This window comes from Corynebacterium sp. HMSC072D12, from assembly GCF_001813925.1.
Classification (GTDB): Bacteria; Actinomycetota; Actinomycetes; order Mycobacteriales; family Mycobacteriaceae; genus Corynebacterium; species Corynebacterium aurimucosum.
This window is the reverse complement of sequence record NZ_KV814416.1, coordinates 249,951-272,279: the sequence shown is the minus strand read 5'-3', so window position 1 is coordinate 272,279 and position 22,329 is coordinate 249,951. Positions and strand designations below refer to the sequence as shown.

The following is a 22,329-nucleotide window of genomic DNA, read 5'->3' as shown; positions in this document are numbered from 1 at the left end:
AATCAACGCACTCTAAAACCGGAAGGGCCCGCAAAGCCTGTAGAGGGAGCCAAAACGCGAAACCGCGCTGAGCCTCAATGAAGAGGACCCAGCGCGGTCAGCTATGTGGCCTTAAATGAGGCCAGAGTGCTTACTTGGTGGCAGCAGCGTAACGCTCAGCAACGTCATCCCAGTTGAAGACGTTCCAGACAGCCTTGACGTAATCAGCCTTCACGTTCTTGTACTGGAGGTAGAAGGCGTGCTCCCACATATCCAGCATCAGCAGCGGGGTGAAGTTCACGGAGATGTTGCCCTGCTGATCAGTCAGCTGCTCAATAATCAGGCGGCCAGCAACATGGTCATAGCCCAGAACTGCCCAACCGGAGCCCTGCAGGCCGGTAGCAACAGCGGAGAAGTGAGCCTTGAACTTCTCGAAGGAACCGAAGTCGCGGTTAATAGCCTCAGCCAGCTCGCCGGTGGGCTCGCCGCCACCGTTCGGGGAGAGGTTCTTCCAGAAGATGGAGTGGTTGGTGTGGCCACCCAGGTTGAAGGCAAGGTTCTTGGACAGAGCGCGGATAGCGTCAGCGTTAGCCTCGCCGTTGCGCTGCTCCTCCAAGGCCTCGAGCGCAGCGTTAGCACCAGCAACGTAGCCAGCGTGGTGTTTGGAGTGGTGCAGCTCCATGATCTCGGCGGAGATGTGCGGCTCTAGAGCATCGTATGCGTAGTCGAGTTCCGGAAGTTCGTAAACAGCCATTTGTGTCATCCTTTCTTTGGGGTACGAGGCCCCATGGTAGGGATCAAATGAGAATTTGGCCACAATATTTTTTCTATGGTAGAGGCCATGAACAAAAACCTGGATTGTGGGCAGCGCAGCGGAGTATAAGGGGAGGACAGCACTAAGTGAAGGAGATCCCAGCATGTTTCTTTTCAAACCAGAACCCAAGCTGGTGGCAGCGGAGGACGCCCTTCCCGGGCGCGCCGAGCCCGTCTTGGATAACCCGCAGCCCCATGCGGTGCTAGGCACTCCGATTACTGGACCGTGGAAGGAAGGGCAGAAGTCCCTCATCATCGCCATCGGTTGTTTCTGGGGCGCGGAGAAGATGTTCTGGGAAACTGAGGGCGTGGAGTCCACGTCCGTGGGCTATGCGGGCGGCACCACGCCTAACCCGACCTACTACGAGGTCTGCCGCGGGCTGACCAACCACGCGGAGGCGGTGCAGATTACCTATGACCCGCAGCGCGTGAGCCTGCGAGACTTAGTGGTCAAGGCTCTGGAGGCCCACGATCCGACTCAGGGCTTCCGCCAGGGCAACGATGTCGGCACGCAGTACCGCTCGGCGTTCTACCCGGAGACCGAGGAGGAGCGCCAAGAGATCCAGCAGCTCGTGGATTCCTACGCAGGCAAGCTTGCCGACGCCGGCTTCGGCGCCACCACCACCGAAGTCACCCTCCTCAGTGAGACAGACTCGGGAGAGTATTACCTGGCCGAGGACGAACACCAGCAGTACCTGCACAAGGTGCCCAACGGCTACTGCCCGCACCACAGCACCGGCGTGAAGTGCGGCTAGTGAAGTGAGCGCACTGGCCGGCGGCTAGAGCTGTTTGCGCACATGCGTGCGGAAGTCGGAAGGTTTGTTGAGCTGGTCGCGCTCCACAAAGGCCCGCATGCGCTCAGCTAGCTCCGGAGTGAGCTGGGTGCGGGTTTGGGATCCGAGGACGGAATCCCAGTACCAGAAGGTTTCCTCGAAGTAGTTGTGCCCGTGGCCGCCCGGCACGTTGAGCGAGTTGATCTGGTCCAGTGCTACCTGCCAGAAGGTGATGAACGGATGCCAGCGCAGGTTGTTAAAAGTATCTGCGTACAAGGTCTGCGGGGTCGGCTCGTGGATCCAGTTGGGGCGGGCATAAATGAGCTTGCTATCCCACCACACGATGGCATCGGAGGCGTGTTGCCCCACCACTACCCGCGGGCGCTCCCAGGGGCCATAGGGCTCGCCGAAGGCATCGTGCTCCATGTGGGCGGGGACTGCGGCGAAGCGGAGGTGCCGGCCGCCGTCGATAAGCGGCAAGCGCTCCAAGGAGCCGCGTTCGCGGTGCAGGCGGCGCATGAAACTGGTCATCCGGGGCGGCCCAGTGAATACCGCGCCATCGCACGCCGCGAGCAAATCTTCGACCGTCTCATAGTTTTCCACGATGGCATAGCAGCCCAGGGATTCGCCGCTTAAGTACAGCTTGGGGCGGTTATCCTCGGGCAAGAGCTCGAGGCGGGCGTGAACAGCGGCGATGAGCTCGCGCGCAAAAGTGCGGGAGAGGTTCTTATCCACCAGGTAGGAAAACATGGAAGGCAGGTAGTCGAATTGCAAGGCCACGGTGGCGCAATTGCCGCGCGTGAGGAATTCATAGCCACTGACCGAATAATTATTGATCCAGCCTGAGCCGGAGGGCATCTGCAGCACGATGGTGTCGCGGTGGAAGGCCCCCGTGCGGTCCATCTCCGCCACCGCGTGGCGGGCGGCGGCGTGCGGACCACGGCCGCGGATGAGGCCGATGTAAATGCGTATTGGTTCGCGCGCTCGGTCAAAGTGCATGACCTCTTTGATGTCCTGGGCGCGGGGGCCACGGTCGAGAAAAACGCGGCCCTGTGAGCCGACAGCCGTCCACTGCTCGTGGGACCATGGGCTGCCGGAGCGTTCCGGCTCCCACGGCATGACAGATCCCGGATAGACGAGCTTGTTGAGGGCAAGGCCCTGGATAGTGGCTTTGTGGAGCAGCCGGCGCCAGACCATGCGGTCGCTGGCCACGGCCGCGGCGAAGCCCACCGCGCCGCCGGCTAGGGGCCAGGCAATCCACCGGGGCAGCCAACGCTGCACCTGGAGAGAAAGTTGAGTGACGGTAAGCTGAGCCGCCTCCCCTACGATAAGCAAGGCGCCGTAGCCTGCGGTACCCACCATCATTCCTAGTGCGGCGGATTGCGGGCCGCGGTCATTGAGTTTGCCCACGAGGCGGGCCTGCTCTGTTTGGTTGCGCAGGGAGCGTATGCCCGCGATGAAGGTTCCGAGCCCCAGCAAGTAGTAGGAATAGCGCCGAGTGGTGGGGCCGACCCGATCCTGGGGGCGCCGGCCCGCGTGGCGTAGGGCGCGCTTCGCTGCGAAAGCCGCGGTGGTGGCGGCGAGATGTCCCGCGCCTTGGCCGATGGCCACGTTGGCAGCGGTAACCCACCACGGGCGTGGCAATAGCGACGGGGAGACGGCTGCCCAGGTCGCTACTTCGGCGCCGAAGAGCCCGGGCCACATATTTTGCGGCAGGCGCCGCCTGCCGGTCATGCGCATTCCAGGGGTGAGATCACTGATGAGCTCCAAGGAAAAGATGGCAGCCTGAAGTCCTGTGCGGGCGGTTTTGAGGGCGATGCGGCGCGCGAGTTGACGCATGCTGGCCATTGAACCAGCTTTGGGGCGAACGTGCAGTGATGCCACTAATCAGACCTAATCGGGCATAAAAATGTGAGATCGGACTACTTAATCTGTGAATTCGGGCGCATAACGAGCAAAACTCGGACATTAGGGGCACAATAGGAGTCATGGGAAATCATGTTGGAAACAAAGTAGTACTCATCGGCGCTGGCGACGTTGGAGTTGCTTACGCCTACGCTCTGGTCAACCAGGGCACTGTTGATCACCTGGCCATCATCGACATCGACGAAAAGAAGCTCGAGGGCAACGTCATGGACCTCAACCATGGCGTCGTCTGGGCCCCGTCCCGCACCCGTGTGACCAAGGGCACCTACGAAGACTGCAAGGACGCTTCCATGGTCGTCATCTGCGCCGGCGCCGCTCAGAAGCCCGGCGAGACCCGCCTGCAGCTCGTGGACAAGAACGTCAAGATCATGAACTCCATCGTGGCGGACGTCATGAAGAATGACTTCGACGGCATCTTCCTGGTCGCCTCCAACCCGGTGGACCTGCTGACCTACGCAGTGTGGAAGGCCTCCGGCTTCCCGCACCAGCGCGTCATCGGCTCCGGCACCGTCCTGGACTCGGCCCGCTACCGCTACATGCTCTCTGAAATGGATGACGTGGCACCGACCTCCGTCCACGCCTACATCATCGGTGAGCACGGCGATTCCGAGCTGCCGGTCGTCTCCTCCGCCAACATCGCAGGTGTCTCCCTGTCCCACCGTTCTGAAAAGGACCCGGGCTACAACGAGCGCATCGAGAAGATCTTCGAGGACACCCGCGACGCTGCCTACCACATCATCGACGCTAAGGGCTCCACCTCCTACGGCATCGGCATGGCCCTGGCCCGCATCACCCGCGCGGTCATCCAGAACCAGGCCGTCGCTCTCCCGGTCTCTGCCTACCTGCAGGGCGAGTACGGCCACGAGGATGTCTTCATCGGCACCCCGGCCATCGTTGACCGCTCCGGCGTCAACCGCGTTATCGAGCTGGCCCTCGATGACCACGAGAAGGAGCGCTTCGAGAACTCCTTCAACACTCTCAACACCATCAAGGAAGAAATCTTCGGCTAGTGAAGATTGTCGCCCACAGGGGATACTCCGGGAAATATCCGGAGCTATCCCCTCTTGCCTTTGAGAAAGCGCTCGAGCTTCCCATCCATGGTATCGAGTGCGATATCCGCCTGAGCAGCGACGGCAAGGTGGTGGTTCATCACGATCCCACACTGGACCGCACCACGAATGGCTCAGGCCGAGTGTCTCGGATGACCTGGGAGGAGCTGCGCCGCCTCAAGATTGGCGGCGGCCAGCGCATGCTGCTTCTCGACGAACTCCTCGACATGCTCGGGGATAAGAAGCACCACCTCTACATTGAGACCAAGCATCCCTCGGGGCAAGGCGACATCCTCGAAGAACAGATGGTGCTGCGGCTGCGCTACGCAGGGCTTCTCGACGACCCCCGGATCCACATGATTTCCTTTTCCCACCGGGCCATTCGTCGAATGGCAGCACTTGCCCCGCACGTCGACCGCATCTACCTGCGCCGCGATTGGGAGCGCCATTTCAACCGTCCCGACATCCTGTTGTCGCAGCCCACTGGCCTGGGCATGTCGCTGTTGCGCGGCAAGCTGCAGCCCGACGCGATCGGCGCGCACGGCTTGCCCACGTACATGTGGACCATCGATAAACCCGCGGACATGAAGTGGGCGTGGGCCAACGGGGTAGATATTCTCGCCACGAACCAGCCGGAAGTGGCCCTGCATGCCATTGAGCTGTAATGAACAGGTAAGTTGTTCAGTATGGCCAAGAAGAAAAAGAAGAACGAACAGCTGCCGGAGGGCATGTCCCGCCGCCAAGCTAAGCTCGCTGCCCGCGCCGCCGAGCGCGCTGCCCTGGAAAAGGACCCTCGCCCCTTTGGTGGGCTGGCCGCTGAGGCTAGCCTCGTCGCCCTGCAGGAATTTGTTCCTTCCGCAACGGCGAAGCTGTCCGTCAAGGGCTTCGACAAGGATGTCTACGTCGCCACCGTGCTGCCCGGTGCTACCGCGGCGCTCATCCGTGATGAGGAATCCGGTGGTGAGGCCTTCGTGGGCCTGCAGGTGCAGTCCCACACCCACAACCCGGGCCGCGACTTGGCTTTTGCTCTGAACTGGGTGAAGAACAACGCGCCGGGCTCCACCCTCGAGTCCACTGCTGCTGATGGTTCCCAGCCGGAGCTCAAGGAGCTGCTGGAGGAGGACGCCGAGCTGGAGATCAACGTCTACCAGGACTTCGCGTGGTGGATGCCGGAGGGCGCGCAGGTTCCTCCACAGATGGCGCAGGCTCTGCAGCGCGCCAATGATTCCGTCATCGAGTCCTACCAGGTGGGCCAGGAGGCCGAAGGCTTCGTCGGCACCGCTTTCTGGGCTAATGCCGGTGGCGGCAAGGCGCATATCCGATGGGTCCGCCCGTGCGATGACGAGAATGCTTTCCTCAATGCGCTTGCGCGCATTGCCGCTCGCGGTGAGCTCAACCTGGGCGAGAACACCAAGTTCGCCGGTGTCTTCCGCACGCATGGTCTCATCGCCCCGGTCTTTGACCTCGACCCTGTGGTTGCGCACGATTCTTACGAGTCCGAGCTGTCTCGTGTGAATAAGGCGCTGGAAGAGGAGATTTCCAACGACGCCAACCTCGATGCCGATGAGCGCAAGCAGCTGCAGAACATCAAGTCCCGTCAGGTGACGCTGCGCTAGTTCCTGGGTGCTTTAGCCCCAAAGCTTAGGTACATATCGATCAATTAAGGCTCCAAAACCTCAAGGCGGTTTTGGAGCCTTAATTGATCGAAACGACCGGTCGAAGCCTTAGCGCATGGAGTCCCAGAGCGCTTGGGCCTCAGCGTCATCCCAGAGGACGACATTGCCCACGACCGTGTCCTGGAAACCGCCGATGGGCACCGTCGTCGTCTCCACGCCTGAGGCCATCGACAGCGCCATGCGGGCAAGATGCCACACGTGGTCCTTCTCGTTGACGATGAAGGAATCCGTGGTGTGGTTGACCAGGGAGACGGCCTTGAAGGGGTTGCCAATGGTGGAGAAGGACGTTGCCTTATCCAGCAGCGCGGCGAAGAACTCGCGCTGGCGCTCGACGCGGTCCAAGTCACCCATCGCGGTAGCGCGGGTGCGCACGTAGCCAAGGGCATCTGGGCCGCGGAGCTTCTGGCAGCCCGCTTGAAGGTCGATGCCCGCGAGCGGATCGTTGATGGGCTCCTTGACGCAAATCTCCACGCCGCCCACGGAATCCACGACGTTTGCCAAGCCGCCCATGCCGATCTCCGCATAGTGATCGATGTGGAGGCCGGTGGCTTGTTCCACGGTGTGGGTCAGCAGCTGGGGCCCACCGTAGGTGAAGGCAGCATTGACCTTGTCCATGCCGAAGCCGGGCACGTCGACGTAGCTATCGCGTGGAATGGAGACCAGCTGGGCCTTTCCGGAGCTGGGGATGTGCAGAAGCATGATGGTATCGGTGCGGCCGACGCCTACATCGCCACCGGTACCTAGCTCCGCTTGTTGTTCCTCGGTGAGGCCCTGGCGGGAGTCCGAGCCCACCAACAGCCAGTTCGTCCCAGAGGTCGGCGCCACCTGTTCGGTGGGCAGGGCATCGATGCGGGTGAGGCGTGAATCCGTCCACAAGGTGAAGGCCACCATGAAGACGAGGGCGATGACGACCAGCCAGCCCAGGCAACCGAAAGCTTGCTTGACCGGGTTGACCTTCTTGCGGCGGCTATGTGGGCGTCCTGCGGCACGCCCGCGGGAGGGAGCCTGTGGGGAATAGCTGCGTGGCGGTGCGTCGGGACTTCGCCGGTATGCGCCGGCGGCAGGTTCCCGGGTGGCCGCGCTCTGGCGGGGCGCTGGGCGCGCGGGGGAGTGCTGGGCCATGTAGGCATCGACGTCGAAGCGGGTTTCCTCCGGCCGTGAGCGACGCGGGGTGGGACGCTGGGTGCGTGGGGAATTTTGAGACGGCGTGCTGCGCTGTGTGGATGGACGGCGGCGCACCGGACGGCCGTAGCGATCACGCAAGGGCTGCCCATCGGCACCAAGGACAAATTCGCCCGCGTCCTGGCCGGAGGCATGTGAGGCGTGCGGGCCAGCCGGGTCGTAGGGGCGGGAAGGCCTCGCAGAATCAGCGGAGCCCGCGCGGCGGGGAGTGCCGTGGGGCTCGCCAGCACGGCGAGCTTCGCGCTCGGGATCGCGTCCTTGGTAGGTCATGGGGAACACTGTACCGCGAAACCACTTGCGCCCCACCTATCCCACAGGGCGCGGTGGTGGTCTTTTCGGCGTCCGGGCACCGCTTAAGCGCCGAAGAGCAGTGCGTAGCCCACGAAAGCGACGGCGTCGATCAGAAAGTGCGCGATGACCAGAGGCCATACCTTCCCGGTGCGGTGGAAATACCAGCCATAAAGCAGGCCCATCATGATATTGCCAAAGCCGGCGGAGACTCCCTGGTAGAGGTGGTAAGAACCGCGCAAGATAGAGGAGGCGGCCAGCGTTGCGGGTAAGGCCCACCCAGACTGCTTGAGCCTGGTCATGAACCAGTACACCACCACCAGTTCCTCCGCCCAGGCGTTGGCGAAGGATTTAATCAGCAGCACCGGGATCTCAATCCAGCTATCGAAGGCCCCCGGCACCACCTCCTTGGTCCAGCCGAAGTGCAACGCCACGTAATACAGCACCAACCCGGGAAGCCCAATAACCGCCGCCAACGCCGCGCCGTGCAGGCCGTCCCGCCACTGTGGGCGGGGCGGAAAAGAAATCAAATAAAGGGCAAGCGCTCCCCAGGCACACAGCACGGCGGCACTGCAGAGCTGGAAGGCAAGGTCCAGTAGCGAAGTCGCCGACTGCGAAGCGTTGATGGTGACCGATTGCTCGTTGAGCGGGGCCGGGTTGAGCAGAGAATCGGTCAGGCGTAGCACGGCGCGAACACCAGAGATTCCAAAAGTGATGGTGAGGACGATGAGGATTTCCGCGCGCAGGCGTGAGCGCGCGGTCATGGGTGAAGCACCTGGGCGAGGCCGAGAAGGGAGGACTCGTCAAGCGTGAGTGAGCCTAACTGCACGCCTACCGGCGGGTGATCGCGCACCGGCCAGGGCACAGAAATAGCGGGCAGCTGCGCCACGTTGAACAACGATCCCCACGGTGACCACCGCGTTTGCTCATCGAAGTTGGCCTGGTGCTCCCGTGCCAGGAAGTGCCCGCGCCGGGGTGGATCGAAGGCCAGCATGGGGCTCAAGATGGCGTCGACGTCCCACTCTTGTGCCAGCATTTCCGGTAGCTGGGCGGCGTGGGCGCGGGCTGCGGCGAATTCGGAGTCCGTGACGCGCCGGCCCTTCGCACGGATCCACTCCGCGTAACCCTCCGCGAAGTCAAGGCCAGCCAGCCGGCGACTAAAGATGTGCTGGAAGGCCTCAAAGGTAGCCGCGGCCTGGGGATAGGGGGAGATAGCCACGGTTTCGAAACCCGCGCCTTCAAAGGTAGCGGTGGCCTCTGCGACCGCGCGCAGCATGTGCGGGGCCACCTCAGCTTGAGCGAAGAGGGGCTCCGTCAGCACGCCGATGCGGGCGCGCCGGGCACGCGGACGAAGGCCGTGCAGTGTTGCGGTATCGGCGATGCTGCGTGTGATGAACCCCTGCACCGAGAGGTCCTCGCCGCCGGGCTTAAAGCCCACGACGCCGCAGGCAGCGGCCGGCACGCGAATGGAACCGCCACCGTCGGAGGCATGCGCGGCGCGCATGAGGCCCCGGGCCACCTGGATTGCCGCCCCGCCGGAGGAGCCACCCGGGGTATGGCCTGGGTAGAGCGGATTATCGGGGTGGGGCAGGCCGACAGGTTCGGTGTCCACGCGCAGACCCAGCTCGGGTGCGGCGGATTTGCCGATGACGAGCGCACCGGCGTCGATAAGCTCCTGCACGAAAGGATCGGTCTCCTCCGCCACGTAGGCACGTTCGGCATGCCCGAGCGTGGTGGGCATGCCGGCGACATCGTTGAGATCCTTAACCGAGAGGATCCAGCCGCTCAAGCGCCCGTGCGTGTGCGGCCGGCGTTCGAGGTCGAGGTACGTGAAGCCGTGTTCCACAGGGCTTAGGGTCGATAGATCCTCGCGCAGCTTGTCCAGCGTGAACTCGGTGCTCTCCATGGCGGCTCAGTTTAGTAGTTGTGTGAGATAAAGTTGCTGTCATGAGCACCACGATCGCATTCCTCGGGCCCGCTGGAACCTTTACGGAAGCGGCGATGCAGCATTTCGCCGCAGACTTTACTTCCCCCGAGGGGCTGCCGGTGAGCTCCCCGGCCGAGGCGCTGTCGGCGGTGCGCACTGGTGCGGCGGATTATGCCTGCGTGGCTATCGAAAACTCCGTGGACGGGCCGGTTACTGCCACCTTTGACGCGCTTGCCGACGGCTCCCGGGTCCAGATCTACCGCGAGGTAGACCTGCCGGTGTCCTTCTCCATTCTGGTGCGCCCCGGCACTACCGCAGAGAATCTTCGCACCTTCTCTACGCATCCCGTGGCCTACCAGCAGGTGCGCGGTTGGTTGAAGCAGAACTTGCCGGACGTGGAGTATGTTCCGGCGGCGTCGAATGGTGCGGCGGCGCAGGCCGTGGCGCGCGGGGAGGTGGATGTCGCTGCCGCCCCTGCCCGCGCAGCGGAGGTCTTCGGACTGGATTCTATTGCGGAGAATGTGGCAGATGTCGCGGGGGCCACGACTCGTTTCGTCCTCGTGGGACCGGCCGGAAAGCCGACCGAGCGGACCGGCAACGACAGGACGTCCGTCATCTTCACCCTGCCCAATGAACCCGGTTCCCTGGTAGGGGCCCTACAGGAATTCGCGCACCGCGGGGTGGACCTCTCCCGCATCGAATCCCGCCCGCTGCGCACCGTCTTCGGTAACTATCGCTTCCACGCCGATCTCATCGGGCACATTGAGGACCAGCCGGTGGCGGAGGCTCTGCGGGCGCTGTGGCTGCGGGCGGAGGACGTCGTGTTCGTTGGTTCCTGGCCTTCCGCGGTGGCGCTCGGGGAGGCCCCACGAAACTTGGCGCGGCTGCAAGAAGCCGATGAATGGGTAGCGCAGGCGCGCACCGGCCAATAGTGTGGTGAAGCATGACCGGAAGAATCATCCTGCTGCGCCACGGCCAGACCTTTTCCAATATTGACCGCGTTATGGATACCCGGCCCCCAGGTGCCGAGCTCACCGAGCGCGGCCGCGGCCAAGCGGAAGATGTCGGCCGCGAGTTAGCTGAACTGTGCGCAGGGCGCCGTGTGCGCTTTGTGTGTTCCATTGCCTTGCGCGCCCAGCAGACCGCGATGCTGGCCGCCCGTGCTTTCGGCGAGACCGCCGATGAGCGCAATGTCCCCGTGGAAGTGCGTACAGGCTTGCACGAGGTCTTTGCCGGTGATCATGAAATGAGCGGTAGTGAGGATACCCACCGCGAATACATGGTGGCACTGCGCGGCTGGCTCGACGGTGATGAGTCCGCCCGGATGCCTGGCGGTGAGAGCTACGTGGATGTGCTCGAGCGCTACCAACCGGTGTTGGAGGATCTCGCTGCGGAGCTAGAGGATGATGAAGACATCGTCGTCGTCAGCCACGGCGCCGCCATTCGCGTAGTGACGAGACATGCCTGCGGCGTGGACCCAGACTTTGCTTATACCGGCTACATGCCGAACTGCCGCTTTACCCTCATGGAGCCGCAGGGCCAGCCTTTTGGCCAGTGGACGCTCAAGCGCTGGGCGGATACCGAAGTCTAACCCGCTGCGGCCGCGGTAGGTTTCGTTGTGGTCACGGTAGGTGCCTTGGGCACCTACCCCCAGCCGAGCTCGTGGAGGCGCTCCTCCTCGAAACCGAAGTAATGCCCGACCTCGTGGAAGACGGTCACCATGACTTCGTGGGCGAGCTCTTCTTCCGAGTTGCTGATGGCTTGCAGAGGCTGCCGGTAAATGGAAATGGTATCCGGCAGGTAGCCGGTGTGTGAAGCGGTGCGCTGCGTGAGCATGACGCCCTCATAAAGCCCCAACAGTTCAGGGTTCTCTGGGTGCTCTTCCTCGACGAGGATGACCAGGTTGCGCATCTGATCAACGAAGCGATCCGGAATTTTATCGAGGGCCTCGCCGACCAGTTCCTCGAAGCGATCTTCGCTGACTTCGTACATGTGGCTACTTCCTGTTCAATGGCCGGGCTTAGAGGGCCGGAGCCGCAGCTTCGGGGGTGGCGGGAGCGGCGTTCGCACCAGCTGGCTCGGCGTTCTCGCCGCCCGGCTGAGCATTCGGGTCACGCAATGGGTTGCGCTTCGGCTGCTCGGTCGGCGGGGCGCCGTTAATGCTCAGGGCCTCGCGTCCCCCTGTGGCAGAGCCGGTGATCTCGGAGAAGTGACCGTCCTTGATGTGGATCAGCGAGCAATTCACCGAACGGGATCCGCTCTCCCAGGTCTCGCGGCTCATCGCGCCCCAGAAAGGTTGCAGCGTGGACTGGTAGAGGTTCTCCTCGCCGCCCAAATAATCCATGGCATTTTGGGTGCAGGTCTCGGAGAGGAACTTATCCATGTCCTCATCGCTGGGGTAACCATTGGCGAATTTTTCGGCCAGGTTGATGACGGATACGGTCTCCATCTGGTGCGGTTCCTGGCAGGGAACGGTATTGAGTACCTGTTTATCATCCACCTTGCGGCATTCGCCGGGCTTGGCGACGACCGCCTGGTCCACCTCGCTGACCTTGCCGGTGGATTCCTGCGGTACGCCGTTGGCGTCGGTAGTCTGCAGGCCACACAGCAAGGTACGGTCACCCTGATCCCAGGATGCGGCCGGGGGCAGGATGGAAGCAATGTCATAGCGCCCGTTGGGATCCCACTTGCCGTTGAGGTAGCTCACCGTGGGTGCTTCGCACAGCTCATCGCGCAGGGCGTTTTGGCGTGTGATGTCGGGGCGCGTGGCGTTGGGGCCGAACTCGCTGGTGGGGTAGGCGCTGAGATCCTCGCGAGCCGAGACTTCGAAGCGGTGTGGTTTATCGCAGCTGATCTGCTCAAAACCGGTGGCGGTGCCATCCGGGGCGATGTCCCAGGTCACGCATGCCCCAGCGGAGGCGGTGGTGAAGGGAGCAGCTTCACCGTCGGCGGTAGAAGGATCGGCGGCCTGACTGCCGTCGGCGCTGGAGCTAGCGGAGTCATTCCCGGCCGAATCGGTGCCGGTTGGCTCGCCGCTAAAGAGGCCGTAGGAGGCCATGAAGACGGCCGCGGCCACGGCTGCAACGAGGACGACGCGGATGACGGAGGCGGAGCGCCATGCAGATGAAGTGCTCATAGAACTCCTCATACTACTCCCTTAGCGGCCCTGGCTTCTAGCCCGCCCAGCGCTGTTCGCCACCATGGAGCCGCTAAGTATGCGAGCGGGAGACGTGGGTCGTAAGGCGGTAGCGGTCAGTGCGGTAGACCGAGGAGCACCATTCAACCGGTCGGTCCCCCGAGCGGGCGAGGCGGGGGATGTGGAGAAGCGGGGTGTTCGGGGGGACGTCGAGAAGCTCGGCGATGTCGTCCTCCGCCGCCACCGCGGTGACTGTCTGCTCGGCCTCGGTGATGGGGACCTTGAAGGTGCTATCCAGAATCGCGTAGACGGAGTTATAGATGTCATTTTCTAGCAGCGTCGGCGCGAAGGCGGAGTTGTACCAGCCATCGTCAATGGAATAAGGCTCGCCATCGCCCAAACGCAGGCGCCGCAGGTGGGTGTGGGCCACGGTGGTTTCTGTGCCGAAAAACTCGCAGACCTCACTGGGGGCGGTGCTGCGCTCACCCAGCAGGATTCTCGAGGAAGCCTGTACTTTTTGGTAGCCCATCTCATCGGAAAAGGATGCCAAATGGAGCCGGGAGACGAGTGGGTTCGGAGCCACGAAGGTGCCCTTGCCTCGCACCCGCCGCAGGCGGCCTTCGGCCACTAAATCACCGATGGCGCGGCGTACGGTGATGCGGGAAACACCGTAGGTTTCTTCGAGAATGCGCTCGCCTGGGAGGATGTCACCGGGTTTGAGGGTGGTTCGGCAGAGCTCGGAGAGAATATCCCGCAGCTGAGCGTGCTTGGGCACGGGGCCGTCGGTAATAATGTGAGGTGCCATGTTATTCATGATAATGCGCTGGTTATGACCAGCGCAAAGGTATGGCCGTGCGCTAGACTATCCGGCGTGATTGATCTCAAGTTTCTTCGCGAAAATCCCGATGTCGTCCGCGCCTCCCAGGTAAACCGTGGGGAGGACCCCGCTTTGGTGGACCAGCTGCTCGCCGCCGATGAACAGCGCCGCGCGGCCATTGTGAAGGCAGACCAGCTCCGCTCGGAGCAGAAGGCCTTTGGCAAGAAGATTGGCCAGGCCTCCCCCGAGGAGCGCCCAGCGCTGCTGGAGGGCTCCAACGAGCTGAAGGAGAAGGTCAAGGCGGCCGGCGAGGAAGCGGCCGCGGCCGAGGCCAAGGTAACGGAGCTGCAGTATCAGCTTTCCAACGTGGTGGAGGGTGCTCCGGCGGGTGGCGAAGATGACTTCATCGTCCTCGAGGAGGTCGGTGAAAAGCCGCAGTTCGACTTCGAACCGAAGGATCACCTGGAGCTGGGTGAGACGCTGGGGCTTATCGACGTCAAGCGGGGCGCCAAAGTAGGCGGCGCACGTTTCTACTACCTCACTGGTGACGGCGCCTTCCTGCAACTGGGTATGTTGATGTTGGCTGCGCAGAAGGCGCGTGAGGCAGGCTTTAAGCTGATGATTCCGCCGGTGCTTGTGCGCCCGGACGTCATGCAGGGAACTGGCTTCTTGGGTCAGCACTCGGATGAGGTTTACTACCTGCCGGCAGATGACCTGTATCTGGTTGGCACTTCAGAGGTGGCTCTGGCCGGCTACCACAAGGAAGAGATCATCGACCTGTCCAAGGGGCCGCTACAGTATGCAGGCTGGTCTTCCTGCTTCCGCCGCGAGGCGGGTTCGCACGGCAAGGACACCCGCGGCATCCTGCGCGTGCACCAGTTCGACAAGCTGGAGATGTTTGTCTACTGCAAGCCGGAAGACGCCGAGGAGATGCACCAGAAGCTCCTGAACATGGAAAAGGACATGCTGGCGGCGATGGAACTGCCCTACCGCACCATCGATATCGCGGGCGGAGACTTGGGCTCCTCTGCGGCGCGCAAGTTCGATAACGAGGCGTGGGTACCCACCCAGGGCACGTACCGCGAGCTCACCTCGACCTCGAATTGCACCACCTTCCAGGCGCGCCGCCTGTCCACGCGCTACCGCGATGAGAACGGCAAGACCCAGTACGCCGCCACGCTCAATGGCACCCTGGCTACCACCCGCTGGCTCGTGGCCATCCTGGAGAACCACCAGCAGGCAGATGGCTCCGTGGTGGTTCCGGAGGCCTTGCGCCCATTCGTGGGCAAGGACGTGCTGTACCCCGTAAACTCCTAGAAGAACGCGGTGCGCGGGGCTTTGCGCGCCGCCCTCTCTTGTCCCTCCTCGCTGCTCTCGACGGCGGGGTCTTAGCTGTTTGGAGCACCATGAGCGCTGTGACTAACTTCCTCTACCGGCAGATCACACACATCGGCCGCGGGGTGACTCTGGCCCAGGGGCTCAAGATGCGCTTGTCCGGGGAGGAGAATATCCCGGATAAGGGTGGGGCCGTCATCGTGTGCAACCACACGGGTTACATGGATTTCCTTTTCGGGGCCTTCTTGGCTTACCGCAAGCGCCGTTTGGTGCGCTACTTGGCTAAGGCCTCCATCTTCCAAGCGCCGGTGGCCGGGCAGCTTTTTCAGGTCATGGGGCATGTCCCGGTGGACCGTATCGATGGCGGGGCGTCGATTGTCAAAGGCATCGAACTAGCCAAGAGTGGGGAACTCGTGGGGGTCTTCGCGGAGGGAACGATTTCCCGCAGCTTTGAAATTCGCAGCATGCGTAACGGTGCGGCGCGTATTGCGCATGGTGCGGGTGTGCCGATTATTCCGCAGGTTATCTTTGGCTCCCAGCGTATTTGGACGAAGGGGCAGAAGAAGCACTTGGGCCGCACGAAGACGCCGGTGCTGATTAAGGCTTTGGAGCCTTATTACACGACGGGCGATTTCGACGCGGATATCGCGGAGGTGCGCCGTCGGATGCAGGAGGCCCTGGAGGGCCTGTGGGCGGAGTATGAGACGGAGTTCGGACCGATGCCAGCCGGGGAGTTCTGGGTGCCCGCCCGCAAGGGTGGTGGGGCACCAACGCTGGAGGAGGCTGAGGCCCAGGACTCCGAGGTGGAGTCTGAGCGCTACCGCGTGCGCCGGCTGCGTGATGACCTGACTAACCTCAAGGACCGCGTCTCCGAGGCCACCGTGGAGCTCATGCGGGACCGGATGGCGCTGATGAAGCGGGATAACTCGGAAGAGGCAGAGGCAGTGCTTGGCGACGGCCCAAGCACCAACACCAATGGCAAGGAGAGCGCCGACGGCGCGGAACACATTGCTGATGCGGAAGGAAGCCCTGGCGTAGAGGCCGAAAGCTCAGCTACTGACAAAGGCAAAGAGCGCCCGCGTACTGCTCCAGAGACCCTGGAATGGATCAAGGAAAACCTTAACTCGGTGGTCGAGGAAGCCATGCGCGGCGTCGGGGAAGGCCGCGACAAGGTCACGGAGGTTATGGCGCAACTGAAGTCCGATGTGGTCGAGGCCCAGGCCTCTATGACTGCGAGCAGCAAGGAGATTTTTGCCGGTTCCGTGGTGGAGCAGGGTCTACTTTCTGCGGCGACGCAATCGCGCATTATTGTCTCCCGCCTGCCGCACCGCGTGAAGGCTCAATACTCTGAGGTGCCGCGCGTGATTGTGGCTGATCAGAGTGCGCTCAGCATGGAGAACGGGGAAATCTCGAGGCGGCTTCAGGAAGCGCTGACGCACTTGCACCCACAAGTGGAGGAGTTGGTGGTGCTCTCGCCGCAGGGCGAGGTGCTCGACGCCGCAGCCTTCGGCGACCTCCCCCAAACCTGTTGGCGGATCGCCTGTTCAGAAGGTGCTGACGGGGCACAGTTCAACGATGCTCCTGGGGGCGTAGTAGTCACGGCGTCCTCGCCCGCCGAGGGGCTGGCGGCTGTGGCGAAAAGGATCGGAGTCGAGCCTGCGGACCTTCTATTCTTTGCGAATGAGCCTGGTGATGAAACGTTTGCGGAGGGCGGGGAGGGCGTCGCCGTGCGCATGGTGGCGCTTGAGACTGCGCCCATTGAGGTGATTAAGGCTGCCCAAGCGGTGACCTATTCCGCGGAACGTTTCGGCATGGCAGAAGTACTGGAGGCCATGGCGCGCTTGCAGCAGGAGAAGAAATAAGTCTTGACACCCTGGACTTAAGAAGCGTTCGGAACGCCCGTTAGCACCCCCGGAAGGGGGTGTTATTTTATTTTGTCCACCTATGGAATGCCTTAAAAGATCCAGCTTACGGAAGCGGAACTTACGTGTGAGTAGCGTCTCCAGAGAGAAAATTGGGTGATCTATAGCATTGGCAGTGGGAGAAAACTTCTTCTTCATCCGCTATCCGAGCAATTAGCCGAGGAATCGGCACACTGGGTGCGTGGTGGATGAGCACAATATGCTGCGCATACCGTCAACGAGGGCAGGGCTTTCTGACGCCGTGCAGCGAGAGAGGAGACTCGGTCAACAATGACCACGACGAGTATTAACAGCTTCAACCCTGAGTATTTTGAAAAGACATGGAACGACTACTCCACCGAGGATTATGACGTCGTCATTATCGGCGGCGGCTCAGTCGGCGCTGGTGCTGCGGTGGATGCGGCCACCCGCGGTTTAAAGACGGCCGTGCTGGAATCCCAAGACTTTGCGGCAGGAACGTCCTCGCGTTCCTCCAAGATGTTCCACGGTGGCCTGCGCTACCTGGCGATGTTTGACTTCCGCCTCGTTGCGGAGTCCCTCAAGGAGCGCGAGCTCAACATGTCGACCCTGGCCCCGCACCTGGTCAAGCCGCTGAAGTTCATCTTCCCCCTGACCCACCGCGGTTGGGAGCGCGTCATGATGTTCGGCGGCTTTACCCTCTATGACCTCATGGGTGGTGCCAAGAGCGTCCCGATGCAGAAGCACCTCACCCGCAAGGGCGTGCTCAAGGTCACCCCGGGCCTCAAGGAGGATGCCGTCGTCGGTGGCGTGCGCTACTATGACACGCTTGTCGACGACGCCCGCCACACCATGACCGTCCTGCGTACCGCCGCTGAGTATGGCGCAAGCGTGCGCACCGGCACTGAGGTTATCGGTTTCGAGAAGGACAACCGCGGCCGCATCACCGCCGCAAAGGTCCGTGACCTCGAGACCGGCCGCGAGACCACCGTGAAGGGCAAGGTCTTCATCAACGCCACGGGTGTCTGGAACGACAAGATTCAGGACATGGCCGGCGCGGAGGGCAAGTTCACCGTTCACGCCTCTAAGGGCGTTCACATCGTGGTCCCGAAGGATGCCCTCGATGCGGATGCCGCGCTGTGCTTCGTCACCGAAAAGTCCGTGCTCTTCGTCATTCCGTGGGGCGAGTACTGGATCATCGGTACCACCGATACTGACTGGGAAAAGGGCTTGTCCCTGCCGGACCCGGCTCCGACGAAGGCGGATATCGACTACATTCTGGACCAGGTCAACCAGCGCGTGCGCAACAAGATCACCCGCGAGGACATCGTTGGTGTCTACTCCGGTCTGCGCCCGCTGCTGTCCGGTAAGTCCGACTCCACCACCAACCTCTCCCGCAACCACGCCGTTGCCCGAGTAGCCCCAGGCCTCGTCTCCGTTGCTGGTGGTAAGTACACGACTTACCGCGTCATCGGTAAGGACGCGGTGGACCTGGCCGCCAAGGAACTGGGCTTCAAGGTGGCAGAATCCGTCACCGAGCGCACCCCGATCTTGGGCGCGGACGGCTACCACGCTCTGGCCAACCAGGTTCCGGCGCTTGCTCGCCGCTACAACCTCGACGAGAAGCGCATCGAGCACCTGCTTGGCCGCTACGGTTCGCTCATCAGCGAGGTGCTGGCTCCGGCCGCCGAAGATGCCTCCCTCCTTGAGCCGATTCCGGGCGCAGAGAGCTACATCTGGGCAGAGGTGCGCTACGCCGTGACCCACGAGGGTGCACTGCACATCGACGACATCGTCTCCCGCCGCCTGCGCATAGCCATCGAATTCGCCGACCGAGGCGTGGCCGCTGCACAGCCGATTGCTGAGTTCGTCGCGCCGCTGCTGGGCTGGGACCAGAGCGACATTGAGCGCGAGGTTAGCCACTTCAAGCAGCACACCGAGGCGGAGCTTGCCGCCGAGGCTGCCCTCACCGACCGTGAGGCAAATGACATTCTCGAGCGCGCTGGCAGCGCACGAGCCACTAAGGAAGAAGCCTAAGCGTCACGGGGCCCAGCGAGGACGTTTGCTGTCTCTCGCTGGGCCTTTGTCCTAGGCAAAAGAGAAAGGACAAGTTATGACCGGAACTGATGCATTCCTGTGGGAGTTCCTTGGCACGGCAGTGCTGCTCCTGTTGGGTAACGGCGTCTGCGCCACTGTAAACCTCCGCACCTCCGCGGCGCGCGGTTCAGACTGGATCGTTATCGCAATGGGCTGGGGCCTCGGCGTCTACTTGGGTGCTAGCATCGCGGACCCCACTGGCGGTCACCTTAACCCGGCGGTGACCATCATGCTCGCTGTCAACGGCTCTCTTGAGTGGAGCCTTGTGCCTTATTACCTCCTGGGTCAGATCTTGGGCGCCATGCTCGGTGCTTTCCTGGCGTGGGCAACGTTTAAGCAGCTTTTCGATGCCAACAATGTCGACGAAGCCGGCAACGTCACCGGAGCCAACAAGAATACCGGCGGTATTTTCTTTACGAACCCGGCGCACCCGAATAACGGCTGGAACGCAGTGACAGAGTTCATCGCAACCACTGTGCTGCTCATGTTTATCGCCTTCGGTCCTGCCGGCGGCGAGCTCGGTCCGCTGAGCTACTTCGGCGTGGCCTTCGTCATCGTGTCTATCGGTCTGTCCCTCGGCACCCCCACCGGATATGCCATCAACCCGGTTCGTGACCTCGGCCCCCGCATCATGTACGCCTTTGTCCTCCCCATCAAAGACAAGGGCACTGGAAACTGGAGCTATGCCTGGGTTCCGGTCGTCGCGCCGACTCTCTCGGCCGTCGCCGTTGGCCTGCTATCCATAGCCCTTTAAAACACCCCCGACAAGGAGAAAGTTATGTCCACCAAGAGCTACGTTGCAGCGATTGACCAGGGTACGACCTCCACGCGTTGCATCATTTTCAACCACGACGGAGAGCAGGTGTCCGTCGGCCAGCTCGAGCACGAGCAGATTTTCCCAGAGAAGGGCTGGGTCGAGCATGACCCAGAGGAAATCTGGAGCAATACCCGCCGCGCGGTGGGTGAGGCCTTGGCCAACGGCGACATCAACGTTGAAGACATCGCCGCTTTGGGTATCACCAACCAGCGTGAGACCACCGTTGTGTGGGACAAGAACACCGGCAAGCCGGTCTACAACGCCATCGTGTGGCAGGACACCCGAACCACCGACATTTGTAAGGAACTCGCCGGCGACGACGGTGCGGACAAGTGGCGTCGTCGCACCGGCCTCATCATCAATTCCTACCCTGCCGGCCCGAAGGTGAAGTGGATCCTCGATAACGTCGAGGGCGCCCGCGAGCGCGCTGAGGCTGGCGAGCTGCTCTTCGGCACCATCGATACCTGGCTGCTGTGGAACCTCACCGGTGGCGCCGACGGCGACAACGGCCAAGAGGCCCTGCACGCGACCGATGTCACCAATGCCTCCCGTACCCTCCTCATGGACATCGAGAAGCTCGAGTGGGATGAGGAACTGTGCAAGGAGATGGGTATCCCGACCTCCATGCTCCCGGAGATCCGTCCGTCCCTGGGCGACTTCCGCACTGTCCGCGAGCGTGGCTCGCTGTCCGGTGTGCCGATTCGCGCCATCCTGGGTGACCAGCAGGCCGCCATGTTTGGCCAGGGCTGCTTCCGCCCGGGTTCTGCCAAGAACACTTACGGCACCGGTCTGTTCCTCCTGCTCAACACCGGTACCACGCCGAAGTTCTCCGATAACGGCCTGCTCACCACCGTGTGCTTCCAGCGCGAGGGCGAGCGCCCAGTCTATGCGCTCGAGGGTTCCGTCTCCATGGGTGGTTCCCTGGTGCAGTGGCTGCGCGATAACCTGCAACTTATCCCGAACTCCGCGTCCATTGAGAACCTGGCCCGCGAGGTCAAGGACAACGGCGGCGTCTACATCGTGCCGGCCTTCTCCGGCCTCTTCGCTCCGTACTGGCGCCCGGACGCTCGTGGTGTCATCGTGGGCTTGACCCGCTACGCCAACCGCAAGCACCTGGCCCGCGCGGTCCTGGAATCCACCGCGTACCAGACCCGTGACGTCGCTGACGCCATGGTTGCTGATTCCGGCGTGGAGATCACCGAGCTGCGCGTCGACGGCGGCATGACCATGAACGAGCTACTCATGCAGTTCCAGGCAGACATGCTCGGCGTGGAGGTTCACCGCCCGAAGAACGTGGAGACTACCGCCACCGGTGCGGCCTTTGCCGCCGGCTTGGACTCCGGCTTCTGGGATGACCTTAGCGTGCTGGGCTCCCAGCAGGGGGACTTCAAGGTCTGGAAGCCACAGCGCGAGAAGGACGAGGTAGACGCTCTCTACCGCGACTGGAAGCGCGCCATCAAGCGTTCCCTGAACTGGGAAGACGTCGACGATGACGACGTTATCGCCTAAGAGCTAACCAGGAGTCGTTGCACGAAGACGCGGCCGTCACGAGCATTCTCGTTGCGGCCGCCTTCGTCGTTTTAGAAGTCGCCGAGTGCGGCTGGACGCAACGCGGTGGTGGAGCTCCTGCGTGACAGTCGGACGGTGTGGTGGCTGACCACGTTGCGGGCACGCCATTGAGCGTGTCGCCCTGACGTAGACTCGGGGCTATGGCCAGTGACGTATTTTCGGACCGCGCTCCGCGCCTCATCATTAGTGATATCGACGGCACCTTATTGGACCGGAACCACCGGGTGCCCAGGCGAAACCGCGAAGCAGTGGCCCGCGCGGTTGCAGCGGGCAGCGAGTTCGCGCTGGCAACTGGCCGGCCCTTCCGCTGGATCATGCCTGTGCTGGACCAGCTGACCGTGCGCCCAGTGTGCGTGACATCAAATGGCGCGGTGATTTATGACTCAGCGGAAGACCGCGTGCTCTCCGCCCACGGACTCTCGCCGGAGGCCCTCGCGGAAACCGTAGAGGTAGCCACCAAGGTACTCGAGCCCCATGGCGGCGTTGGCTTTGGTGCGGAACGTGCGGGAGGCTCGGTTATGGATCCGGTTGAGGAACTCTTCGTGGTTGAGTCGCACTATTCGGAAAACGCGCTCTTCGAAGGCTTCGGGCTGGTCAGCGTGGGGGAGTTGGTGTCCCGGCCGGCGGTGAAGCTGCTGCTCCGCAACACCGCATTCTCCGCGCCGGAGCTCTACAGCCTCATCGCTCCCCACATCGATTCCGAGCTTGCCCACGTCACCTACTCGATGTCCGAGGGAATCCTCGAGGTGGCGGCCCCCAACGTGACGAAGCAGCGCGGAATTAAGTGGTTGGCCGAGCACCACGGTATCGCCCGCGAAGACATCATCGCCTTTGGCGATATGCCCAACGATATCGAGATGCTTGAGTGGGCTGGGTGCGGTGTTGCCATGGAGAACGCTCACCCAGATGTCGCGGCGGCCGCAGATACTGTGACGTTAGCGCACCACCAAGCAGGTGTGGCAAAGGTCCTTGAGCGTTGGTTCTAGCGCTGCTGTACCCCGCCGCGCTGTAGCCGTGAAACCCCGCGCTACCTGCCCTATTTGTGGCGGAACCTGAGAGTTTTTG

The 22,329-nt window shown here is 62.5% G+C and carries 20 protein-coding genes; 12 read left to right on the top strand and 8 right to left on the bottom strand.

Features of this window, described 5'->3' with window-relative positions; all coding sequences use genetic code 11:
- Positions 1-130: 130 nt before the first annotated feature.
- Entirely contained in the window at positions 131-733 is a 603-nt protein-coding gene (locus HMPREF2943_RS11545) for a superoxide dismutase (RefSeq protein ID WP_046647628.1), read from the bottom strand.
- Positions 734-896: 163 nt separating this feature from the next.
- Between HMPREF2943_RS11545 and msrA the strand changes: the two genes are divergently transcribed.
- Entirely contained in the window at positions 897-1,547 is a 651-nt protein-coding gene (gene msrA / locus HMPREF2943_RS11540; RefSeq protein ID WP_070711717.1) for a peptide-methionine (S)-S-oxide reductase MsrA, read from the top strand.
- 24 nt (positions 1,548-1,571) lie between these two features.
- Here msrA and HMPREF2943_RS11535 read toward each other — a convergent pair whose 3' ends face one another.
- Positions 1,572-3,413 (bottom strand): alpha/beta-hydrolase family protein, encoded by a 1,842-nt coding sequence (locus tag HMPREF2943_RS11535; RefSeq protein WP_070711715.1) that lies wholly within the window; start codon positions 3,411-3,413, stop codon positions 1,572-1,574.
- Positions 3,414-3,553: 140 nt separating this feature from the next.
- Between HMPREF2943_RS11535 and HMPREF2943_RS11530 the strand changes: the two genes are divergently transcribed.
- Genes HMPREF2943_RS11530 through HMPREF2943_RS11520 form a run of 3 tightly spaced genes read left to right on the top strand, consistent with a single transcriptional unit; the run spans position 3,554 to position 6,156 of the window.
- The gene (locus tag HMPREF2943_RS11530; RefSeq protein WP_070443241.1) at positions 3,554-4,501 is read left to right on the top strand and encodes an L-lactate dehydrogenase; all 948 of its coding nucleotides are present in this window, start codon (positions 3,554-3,556) and stop codon (positions 4,499-4,501) included.
- Entirely contained in the window at positions 4,501-5,205 is a 705-nt protein-coding gene (locus tag HMPREF2943_RS11525) for a glycerophosphodiester phosphodiesterase family protein (RefSeq protein ID WP_049156880.1), read from the top strand. The genes HMPREF2943_RS11530 and HMPREF2943_RS11525 overlap by 1 nt, the downstream gene beginning before the upstream one ends.
- 21 nt (positions 5,206-5,226) lie before the next feature.
- The gene (locus HMPREF2943_RS11520; RefSeq protein ID WP_070711713.1) at positions 5,227-6,156 is read left to right on the top strand and encodes a DUF5926 family protein; all 930 of its coding nucleotides are present in this window, start codon (positions 5,227-5,229) and stop codon (positions 6,154-6,156) included.
- 108 nt (positions 6,157-6,264) lie between these two features.
- Here the strand turns inward: HMPREF2943_RS11520 and HMPREF2943_RS11515 are convergent, their stop codons facing one another.
- The 3 genes from HMPREF2943_RS11515 to HMPREF2943_RS11505 all read right to left on the bottom strand — a co-directional run bounded on the left by HMPREF2943_RS11515 (position 6,265) and on the right by HMPREF2943_RS11505 (position 9,592).
- Complete coding sequence (locus HMPREF2943_RS11515; protein ID WP_246817313.1) at positions 6,265-7,668, bottom strand: LCP family protein; 1,404 nt, start codon at positions 7,666-7,668, stop codon at positions 6,265-6,267.
- Positions 7,669-7,751: 83 nt separating this feature from the next.
- A complete protein-coding gene (locus tag HMPREF2943_RS11510; protein ID WP_070443245.1) occupies positions 7,752-8,450 on the bottom strand; it encodes a CPBP family intramembrane glutamic endopeptidase in 699 nt (232 codons plus the stop codon).
- Positions 8,447-9,592 carry an amidase gene (locus HMPREF2943_RS11505; RefSeq protein ID WP_070711710.1) on the bottom strand — a complete coding sequence of 382 codons (1,146 nt, stop codon included), beginning with the start codon at positions 9,590-9,592 and terminating at the stop codon, positions 8,447-8,449. Before HMPREF2943_RS11505 ends, HMPREF2943_RS11510 begins: the two co-directional genes overlap by 4 nt.
- Before the next feature lie 41 nt (positions 9,593-9,633).
- On the opposite strand from HMPREF2943_RS11505, the gene pheA reads away from it, so the two are divergent.
- Positions 9,634-10,545 carry a prephenate dehydratase gene (gene pheA, locus HMPREF2943_RS11500; RefSeq protein ID WP_070711707.1) on the top strand — a complete coding sequence of 304 codons (912 nt, stop codon included), beginning with the start codon at positions 9,634-9,636 and terminating at the stop codon, positions 10,543-10,545.
- Between the two features lie 11 nt (positions 10,546-10,556).
- Positions 10,557-11,204, top strand: a complete 648-nt coding sequence (locus tag HMPREF2943_RS11495; protein ID WP_070443250.1) for a histidine phosphatase family protein — start codon at positions 10,557-10,559, stop codon at positions 11,202-11,204.
- A gap of 53 nt (positions 11,205-11,257) precedes the next feature.
- Here HMPREF2943_RS11495 and HMPREF2943_RS11490 read toward each other — a convergent pair whose 3' ends face one another.
- From HMPREF2943_RS11490 to HMPREF2943_RS11480, 3 genes are all read right to left on the bottom strand, one after another.
- Positions 11,258-11,605 carry a metallopeptidase family protein gene (locus tag HMPREF2943_RS11490; protein ID WP_070711705.1) on the bottom strand — a complete coding sequence of 116 codons (348 nt, stop codon included), beginning with the start codon at positions 11,603-11,605 and terminating at the stop codon, positions 11,258-11,260.
- 28 nt (positions 11,606-11,633) lie between these two features.
- On the bottom strand, positions 11,634-12,749 hold the full coding sequence (locus HMPREF2943_RS11485; protein WP_070711702.1) for a septum formation family protein: 1,116 nt from the start codon (positions 12,747-12,749) through the stop codon (positions 11,634-11,636).
- A 73-nt stretch (positions 12,750-12,822) separates the two neighbouring features.
- Positions 12,823-13,554 carry a GntR family transcriptional regulator gene (locus HMPREF2943_RS11480; protein ID WP_210399736.1) on the bottom strand — a complete coding sequence of 244 codons (732 nt, stop codon included), beginning with the start codon at positions 13,552-13,554 and terminating at the stop codon, positions 12,823-12,825.
- Between the two features lie 66 nt (positions 13,555-13,620).
- Between HMPREF2943_RS11480 and serS the strand changes: the two genes are divergently transcribed.
- From serS to HMPREF2943_RS11450, 6 genes are all read left to right on the top strand, one after another.
- Positions 13,621-14,883: a serine--tRNA ligase gene (gene serS, locus HMPREF2943_RS11475; RefSeq protein ID WP_070644482.1), complete on the top strand. Its 1,263-nt coding sequence runs from the start codon at positions 13,621-13,623 to the stop codon at positions 14,881-14,883.
- An 89-nt stretch (positions 14,884-14,972) separates the two neighbouring features.
- Complete coding sequence (locus tag HMPREF2943_RS11470; RefSeq protein ID WP_070711696.1) at positions 14,973-16,763, top strand: lysophospholipid acyltransferase family protein; 1,791 nt, start codon at positions 14,973-14,975, stop codon at positions 16,761-16,763.
- Between the two features lie 330 nt (positions 16,764-17,093).
- Positions 17,094-18,818: a glycerol-3-phosphate dehydrogenase/oxidase gene (locus HMPREF2943_RS11465; protein ID WP_070711694.1), complete on the top strand. Its 1,725-nt coding sequence runs from the start codon at positions 17,094-17,096 to the stop codon at positions 18,816-18,818.
- Between the two features lie 76 nt (positions 18,819-18,894).
- Positions 18,895-19,632 (top strand): MIP/aquaporin family protein, encoded by a 738-nt coding sequence (locus tag HMPREF2943_RS11460; protein ID WP_070443264.1) that lies wholly within the window; start codon positions 18,895-18,897, stop codon positions 19,630-19,632.
- 24 nt (positions 19,633-19,656) lie between these two features.
- Complete coding sequence (gene glpK / locus HMPREF2943_RS11455) at positions 19,657-21,204, top strand: glycerol kinase GlpK (RefSeq protein ID WP_070443266.1); 1,548 nt, start codon at positions 19,657-19,659, stop codon at positions 21,202-21,204.
- A 200-nt stretch (positions 21,205-21,404) separates the two neighbouring features.
- A complete protein-coding gene (locus tag HMPREF2943_RS11450; RefSeq protein WP_070711693.1) occupies positions 21,405-22,250 on the top strand; it encodes a Cof-type HAD-IIB family hydrolase in 846 nt (281 codons plus the stop codon).
- Positions 22,251-22,329 lie beyond the last annotated feature (79 nt).